Origin of the sequence: Streptomyces flavofungini (assembly GCF_041028215.1) — a bacterium.
In the GTDB taxonomy this organism is placed as follows: Bacteria; Actinomycetota; Actinomycetes; order Streptomycetales; family Streptomycetaceae; genus Streptomyces; species Streptomyces flavofungini_B.
Genome location: NZ_JASKYR010001478.1, coordinates 1 through 678, shown reverse-complemented (window position 1 = coordinate 678; position 678 = coordinate 1). Strand labels below are relative to the sequence as shown.

Annotated in this window: 1 pseudogene; it reads left to right on the top strand. The window is 77.9% G+C overall.

Features of this window, described 5'->3' with window-relative positions:
* Nucleotides 1–91: 91 nt before the first annotated feature.
* Nucleotides 92–678, top strand: a pseudogene (locus AB8Z36_RS41755) (NAD(P)H-binding protein); the annotation flags it as partial.

Here is a 678-nt window from a genome sequence, read left to right as displayed (position 1 = left end):
GTGCTGCGGCACCCGCTGCCCGATCTCGCTGCCGGCCCCCCCCCCCCCCCCCCCCCCCCCCCCCCCCCCCCCCCCCCCCCCCCCCCCCCCCGAGATCGGGCAGCGGGTGCCGCAGCACGGCGCGGTGATCGACGCCGCGCGCGAGGCGGGTGTCGCCCTGCTCGCGTACACCGGCATCCTCGGCGGCCCCGACGCCGACTTCGACCTGGCGGCCGAGCACAAGGCGACGGAGGAGCTCATCCTCGCCTCGGGGCTGCCGTACACGTTCCTGCGCAACGGCTGGTACCACGAGAACTACACCGAGAACCTGGCGCCCGCCCTCGCCCACGGCGCGGTCGTCGGCTCGGCGGGCGAGGGCCGCATCGCCTCCGCTTCGCGCGCCGACTACGCCGCCGCGGCCGTCGCCGTCCTGACCGGCGAGGGCCACGAGGGCAAGGCCTACGAGCTGAGCGGCGACACCGCCTGGAGCCTGCCGGAGTACGCCGCCGAGGTCGCCAGGCTGAGCGGCAAGGACATCGCGTACGCCGACGTCTCCCCCGCCGAGCACCTCGCGGTGCTCACTGGGGCGGGGCTGCCGGAGCCGCTGGCCGCGATCCTCGTCGACGTCGACGCGGCCGTCGGGCGCGGGCGCCTCGCCGGGACCAGCGGTGACCTCGCCCGGCTGATCGGCCGGCCCAC